The following is a 6573-nucleotide window of genomic DNA, read 5'->3' as shown; positions in this document are numbered from 1 at the left end:
GAGGAGGAGCCTATATCAGCGGGTTAAATCGTCAAAAAACTTTTTCACGCCGTCGAGAAAGCTTTTTGAGCGTGGACTGTTCTGTTCACCACTCGGTCCACCAAAGCTATCCTCCAGCTCCCGCAGCAGCTGTTTCTGATGTTCATTAAGCTTAACGGGCGTTTCTACCACGACCCGGCACAGTAAATCGCCCTGCGACCCGCTTCGCACGGATTTCGCGCCTTTACCACGCATACGGAATAATTTACCAGTCTGCGTTTCTGCCGGCACTTTCAGCTTGACCCGACCGTCGAGCGTCGGGACTTCGATCTCGCCGCCCAGCGCCGCTATGGCGAAGTTGATCGGCACTTCACAGTAAAGGTTATTTTCTTCACGTTCAAAAATGGGATGTTTATGCACCTGGACCTGTACGTACAGATCCCCAGCGGCTGCCCCATGCTCGCCGGCTTCGCCCTCACCCGACAAACGGATTCGATCGCCGGTATCCACGCCGGCTGGGATCTTAACCGATAGCGTCTTAGATTTCTCTACACGGCCATGGCCGTGGCACTTGGTACAAGGATCCTTGATAATCTTGCCCTGGCCGTGACAGGTTGGACATGTCTGCTGCACAGCGAAAAAGCCCTGGCGCATCTGCACCTGACCCTGGCCGTGACAGGTTGGACATGTCACCGCCGAGGTGCCTAGCTTCGCGCCGCTGCCGCGGCAGACATCGCACTCTTCCAGCGTTGGGATACGAATTTCTCGGGTGACGCCACGCACGGCATCCTCAAGGGACAGCTCCATGTTATAGCGTAAATCCGAGCCCCGGCTAACGTGACGCCGGGTACCTCCAAAGATATCGCCAAAAACATCCCCAAAAATATTGCTGAAATCTGCGCCGGCAGCGCCGCCCCCGAAACTGCCGCCCACGCCGCCCTGTTCAAAGGCCGCATGACCATATTGGTCGTAGGCGGCGCGCTTCTGCGCGTCTGTCAGCACTTCATAGGCTTCTTTGATCTCTTTAAATTTCGCTTCAGCTTTGGCATTCCCTGGGTTTCGATCCGGGTGGAATTTCATCGCCAGGCGTTTATAGGCCTTTTTGATTTCACGCTCTTCCGTATCCCGGGAAACGCCCAAAATCTCGTAGTAGTCTGATTTCGCCATCGTCTTCTCTTCCTGCCCTCAATACGCTTACACGGGCGTAGAGTTGCCTCGACGCCCGTGCCTGTTGCCAGTAGCAGCGGTATACGCCGCCGCACCCCATTCAGGGCAATTATTTTTTGTCTTTAACTTCTTCAAACTCGGCGTCGACTACATCGTCGTCCGCCTTGGCGCCGCCGTCCGTTCCACCTTCGCCCGCCGCCTGAGCCTGTTGCTGAGCCACTTTAAGCAGTTTTCCGGACACCTGGATAAGCGCCTGCATTTTCGCTTCGATATCGGCTTTGTCCTCTCCTTTCAGCGCGGTGTCCAGATTTTTCAGCACATCCTCGATAACGTTCTTGTCGCCTGCCGGCAGTTTATCGCCTGCGTCTTCCAGTTGCTTACGGGTGCTGTGAAGCAGATGATCAGCCTGGTTGCGGGTCCGCACCAGATCTTCAAACTTGCGGTCTGATTCGGCGTTAGCTTCCGCTTCCTGTACCATCTTCTGGATTTCTTCTTCGTTCAGACCCGAGGAAGCTTTTATGGTGATCTTCTGTTCACGGCCGCTGTTCTTGTCCTTAGCGGAGACATGTAGAATCCCATCGGCGTCTATATCGAACGTCACTTCAATCTGTGGCGTGCCGCGCATGGCAGGCGCAATTCCGTCCAGGTTGAACTGACCCAGGGATTTATTATCGACGGCGCGCTTACGTTCGCCCTGAAGAACATGGATGGTCACAGCGGACTGATTGTCCTCCGCCGTAGAGAACACCTGGCTGTGTTTGGTCGGGATGGTAGTGTTCTTGGCAATCAACGGCGTCATCACGCCGCCCATAGTTTCAATACCCAGCGACAGCGGGGTCACGTCAAGCAACAGCACGTCTTTCACATCTCCGGCCAGTACACCACCCTGAACCGCAGCGCCGATGGCAACCGCTTCATCTGGGTTAACATCTTTACGCGGCTCCTTACCGAAGAAATCGGTGACTTTCTTCTGCACCAGCGGCATACGAGTCTGCCCGCCTACCAAGATAACGTCTTTGATGTCCGAAACCGACAGGCCCGCATCCTTCAGTGCCACTTTCAGCGGCTCAAGAGTGCGGTTGACCAACTCTTCCACCAGCGACTCTAGCTTGGCGCGTGTCACTTTTAGGTTCATATGCTTCGGACCGGAACCGTCGGCCGTGATGTACGGTAGGTTGACGTCGGTCTGCTGCGCAGAAGACAGTTCGATCTTGGCTTTTTCAGCGGCCTCCTTCAGGCGCTGCATCGCCAGCGGATCGTTGCGCAGATCGATACCCTGATCTTTTTTGAATTCATCCACCAGATAGTTGATCAAGCGGCTGTCAAAGTCTTCACCACCCAAATGGGTGTCGCCATTGGTCGCCAGCACTTCAAAAGTTTTTTCACCGTCGACATCGTCAATTTCGATAATCGAAATATCGAAGGTCCCGCCGCCCAGGTCATACACCGCGATGGTGCGGTTGCCAGTTTCTTTGTCGAGGCCATAGGCCAGAGCGGCTGCGGTCGGTTCGTTGATGATACGCTTAACATCCAAACCAGCGATACGGCCGGCGTCTTTGGTCGCCTGTCGCTGTGTATCGTTAAAATAAGCCGGCACGGTAATAACCGCATCGATGACCGGTTCTCCCAGATAATCTTCCGCGGTCTTTTTCATTTTCTTCAGGATTTCAGCGGAAATTTGTGGCGGCGCCATTTTCTGGCCTTTGACTTCCAACCAGGCGTCGCCGTTGTCTGCTGCGATAATTTTGTACGGCATGATGCTAACATCGCGTTGTACTTCTTCGTCCTTGAAACGACGGCCGATCAGACGCTTGATGGCGAATAGTGTATTCTGCGGGTTAGTGACGGACTGACGTTTAGCCGGTTGGCCAACCAGAATTTCACCATCCTGCGTATATGCAATGATGGAAGGAGTCGTGCGATCGCCTTCGCTGTTTTCAAGTACGTGAGGTTTGCTACCTTCGATAATTGCGATGCAGGAGTTGGTCGTACCCAAGTCGATACCAATGATTTTTCCCATCTAAACATCTCCACTAAAAGTTCAATTTCGTTGTGGTCGTAAACCTGATATGCGGCCAAAAAAAAACTTTTCAAGTTTTCGCCGCTCGATTATTTCCCAGGTTCAACAACATTGAATGTAAGTGAGATGGGGTCACGCCGCTCTGCATCAAGGGGTAACGGCAAAAAAATCCTGCGATAGCGCCGGGCGCGCTGACGCCCGATAATCACCACAATATCAGCGGTAAGCAGGCCAGGTCAGTAATATGGATATTATGACCGCTTTTTATGACTCATAACTACCAACTTGGTAGCTATTACTGACTTGGTAGCTCGCGGGCCCCGCCGCTTTGCGAACCTGCAGCTCGATAAAGATCAGCGTTTCCCACAGCCAGCGGCATAGCACACAGGCCAAAGACGCCGCTTATAAAAAAGAGATGCCTCAACCTCCGGTAGCGATATAGTGCTGGCAGTTGGGCAATTGGTTAATAATAGTGACCATAAATGAGCGGAGCAGAATACCGACAGTTATCTTAGCAGTCAGGGCGCCGCCAGGGGAAGCTGATGCGCTGGTAAGGCCCATGCTCGGCGACAAAGACCCAGGCACTGGAAACCTCGCCGCCAATGGCCACACCTTGCAGGATCCGAAGCAACACCAGTAATGGCAGCACCATGATGCCGAGCGCCGCATAAAGATCGGTAACAGCCCGATCGCCATCGCCAGTATCACCATCAAAAAGATAGGCAGGGTAAATATTTTCTTACGCCTCACGTTATCGCCAAGGTCTGCCATGACAATGCCGCCCAGCGGGCGCGCCAGACAGCGCGCGGCAAAAATGCCGTAGGTTTGCATTTGGTGCAGCCACTGCTCTGCATATACAGCGGGGAAAATAACTGCCCTACCGCGGCGAAAAACACAAATATGTATAATCATCTGCGCTTAACGAGGTTAATGACAATAATATACCACGGTTTGTAAACTTAAACTTACTGACACGGTAAAATATTTACTCTGCAAGCAATAAGCCATGTTCGCGGCGCAGGTGGCGCATTTTCGCAAAGGTATTCATTCTTCGGCGGCCTGGTAGGCGCTTATAAGTCTAAGTCTAAACGCCGTGACCACCGATGGCTCAGTTTCCAGATATGGGCCATCCAATAGTTGAATAATGTAATAAGACACACTGGCGAAAATCCCCTTGATGGCAATGCTGCCGTTCTTCATGCCTTCCAGTGTTTCCTGAATCGATTTTATCTGACCTGGAAAGTTTATGATAATTAACTGCTTACGAATGACGGCTGTCTGGCGCAACAATATATCTGTGGAAACAAAGTGCAAACTGATTTGCCATACCTATTTCACCGAAGCCCGGAATTTCACGACCGGCCACTGCCAGCGTTGCGTCGGGCGTGATATCATGCAGCGCTAGCCTGGTGCCACCATTTGGTCAGCACCAAATGGTAACCGCTTTCGTCCACCAGTTCGCTCAGCGTTTTACTCGATCAGGGTCTGCGCTCGTCCGTCACTAATCGGGTCTCAAGGGTGAACCTGGTTGTCCAGGGCGTTCAGGCTAAGCCTCGAGTAGCAGCCCATCTGGTCGACAGAGACACCACGTGCGGCACGGTTTGAAATACATACTAGGCCGATTCGATATGTTTGCATGATGTTCTCTTTAACCACAATCTCGGGTGCCAATCAACAGCGCCATAAAGAAACCCCCGCAGGGGCTGTAAGCGTTCTCTTTCCCCCCACGCCGCTGGGAAAGCCGACGGCGTGCATTATAGCAGTTCATCCAGCATTTTTCCAGTTTTTCCTGGTCGACGGCGAATTTATGGATGCCTTGCGCCAGTTTATCTACCGTCATCAGATCCTGATGACGCTGCCAAAGAAATACCACTTCCGTTAACTTTTCCGGACGCTCCTTGACCTTTCCTATATAAGAAAGTTTATACTCCCTCCCCCTCACTGTCCGTCAGCTCTTTAAGCAACGCGCTGGCGCGATGGTGAGCTGGTCGCAGCCGGCCAGTTACAGGATTTCGCCGCTATTGCGAAAACTGGCGCCTATATAACGGTGTCATAACCGTGTTCTTTACAATAGCGATAGGTGAGGGGTAATTGACACTATGCCGGGATCGTCATCAGGTGTGAAGGTCTGGCGGCGTTTGCCGTTAGCCTTATGCCAGTCGAGAATTCAGCCGATGAACGGCGAAATCAAATACACGCCCTATTCGGCGCACGCACGTGCCTGGGCAAATGAAAACAGTAGTATCAAATTATAATTGATCTCCGTCTTTTCCAGCTATTCATCGGTGCGGATGTCCTGCTAGGTCGAGGTCAGTTTGATTAAAATGCGTTCGTTGCCGATATAGGCATTGTTGTAAAGTTTCACCAGGTTCTTAGCCTTGGCAACGCTGCCCCTCAGTGTTGTAGAATAGCCAAGAGTCTCCACTTCGGTGGAGACACAGAAAGGCACCCATTTCAACTGATTTTGACCGCTAGCCGGTCGGCGGCATAATTCACCTGTGCAGTCCGACCGTCTCTTTGGCCGCGCGCCTAGGAGAGGGCATCGTCGATGTAGCTGCGGCATTCCGGGATTTTGGCAGCGTTAGGAATAGGCAACGGTTTGATGGTTGGTGGTCGAATACTGAGGCCGATGGCGCTTGATAGTGGCAACATCGCCGGTATCGGCCACACCTTTTGTCTCGTGCATCACAAAGAGGGCAGTACAGCAGCGCGAGAATGGATAGCACGGGTTGCGGCGGAAAGCTGCTGGACGCTGGCTTTTTTTACCTGTCGCACCTATCGATGAAATTATGCGTAAAATAGGTAAAATAAGCGCCAAGACCCTACAATTCCCAGCCGGGACACGCTGGAGTGGGATAAAAGGAACGATGGCTGAGCCACTGAATTTTATCAAAAACCATGCTATGGGATTCACTATTAATTTATCTGTTTTTAGGTACCAGGATTTTGTTCACACTGCGCACCAGCTTCATCTAGATACGCTATTTCTGCCATACCTTCACTATCCTCAAAGATTCAGGAACGCGCGGTAGTGACAGCATTTCGCCATTCCAAGATTTATGCACCTCTCTTGCCGCCCGTATCGGTTGCGGTAATTTGATGAGTATCCCCATCGCCTTGATCCTGGGCGGGCCGGCTCTACCTTATGGATGTGGCTAGCGGCATTTATTAGCATAGCGACCTCCTTTGTGGAAAGTACCCTGGCACAGCTGTACAAATACGCGACAATTACAGCGGGCCGGCCTGGTATATGGCCAACTGGCTCGGTCTGCGCTGAACAAGCACGCTATTACCCCCTCTTTTTTCTGGCGGACTATGGCAGATTTTTCAGCGTCGTTCAGGCCAGTGCGACTACGCTATCGGCACAGCAATTAGCTGCTGGCAGGCTTGGTAGTGCTGCATCCCAC

Annotated in this window: 4 protein-coding genes and 3 pseudogenes; 2 read left to right on the top strand and 5 right to left on the bottom strand. The window is 52.3% G+C overall.

The window, feature by feature from the left end:
• Positions 1–15: 15 nt before the first annotated feature.
• From dnaJ to BG74_RS12260, 5 genes and pseudogenes are all read right to left on the bottom strand, one after another.
• Positions 16–1146, bottom strand: a complete 1131-nt coding sequence (gene dnaJ / locus BG74_RS01410; protein WP_066596044.1) for a molecular chaperone DnaJ — start codon at positions 1144–1146, stop codon at positions 16–18.
• Positions 1147–1255: 109 nt separating this feature from the next.
• Complete coding sequence (dnaK, locus tag BG74_RS01405) at positions 1256–3166, bottom strand: molecular chaperone DnaK (protein WP_066596042.1); 1911 nt, start codon at positions 3164–3166, stop codon at positions 1256–1258.
• 420 nt (positions 3167–3586) lie between these two features.
• Positions 3587–3997, bottom strand: a complete 411-nt coding sequence (locus BG74_RS01400; protein WP_204376287.1) for a hypothetical protein — start codon at positions 3995–3997, stop codon at positions 3587–3589.
• Positions 3998–4210: 213 nt separating this feature from the next.
• Positions 4211–4804: pseudogene (gene mog / locus BG74_RS01395) on the bottom strand (molybdopterin adenylyltransferase).
• 136 nt (positions 4805–4940) lie between these two features.
• Positions 4941–5852: pseudogene (locus BG74_RS12260) on the bottom strand (transaldolase family protein); the annotation flags it as partial.
• Between BG74_RS12260 and BG74_RS12255 the strand changes: the two are divergent.
• Both BG74_RS12255 and BG74_RS21110 read left to right on the top strand, forming a co-directional pair.
• A complete protein-coding gene (locus BG74_RS12255; RefSeq protein ID WP_187202494.1) occupies positions 5796–5951 on the top strand; it encodes a hypothetical protein in 156 nt (51 codons plus the stop codon). The pseudogene BG74_RS12260 and the gene BG74_RS12255 sit on opposite strands and share 57 nt — an antisense overlap.
• A gap of 191 nt (positions 5952–6142) precedes the next feature.
• A pseudogene (locus tag BG74_RS21110) lies at positions 6143–6573 on the top strand (alanine:cation symporter family protein); the annotation flags it as partial.

Origin of the sequence: Sodalis-like endosymbiont of Proechinophthirus fluctus, assembly GCF_001602625.1 — a bacterium.
GTDB lineage: Bacteria > Pseudomonadota > Gammaproteobacteria > Enterobacterales > Enterobacteriaceae.
This window is presented reverse-complemented; position numbering and strand designations above follow the sequence as displayed.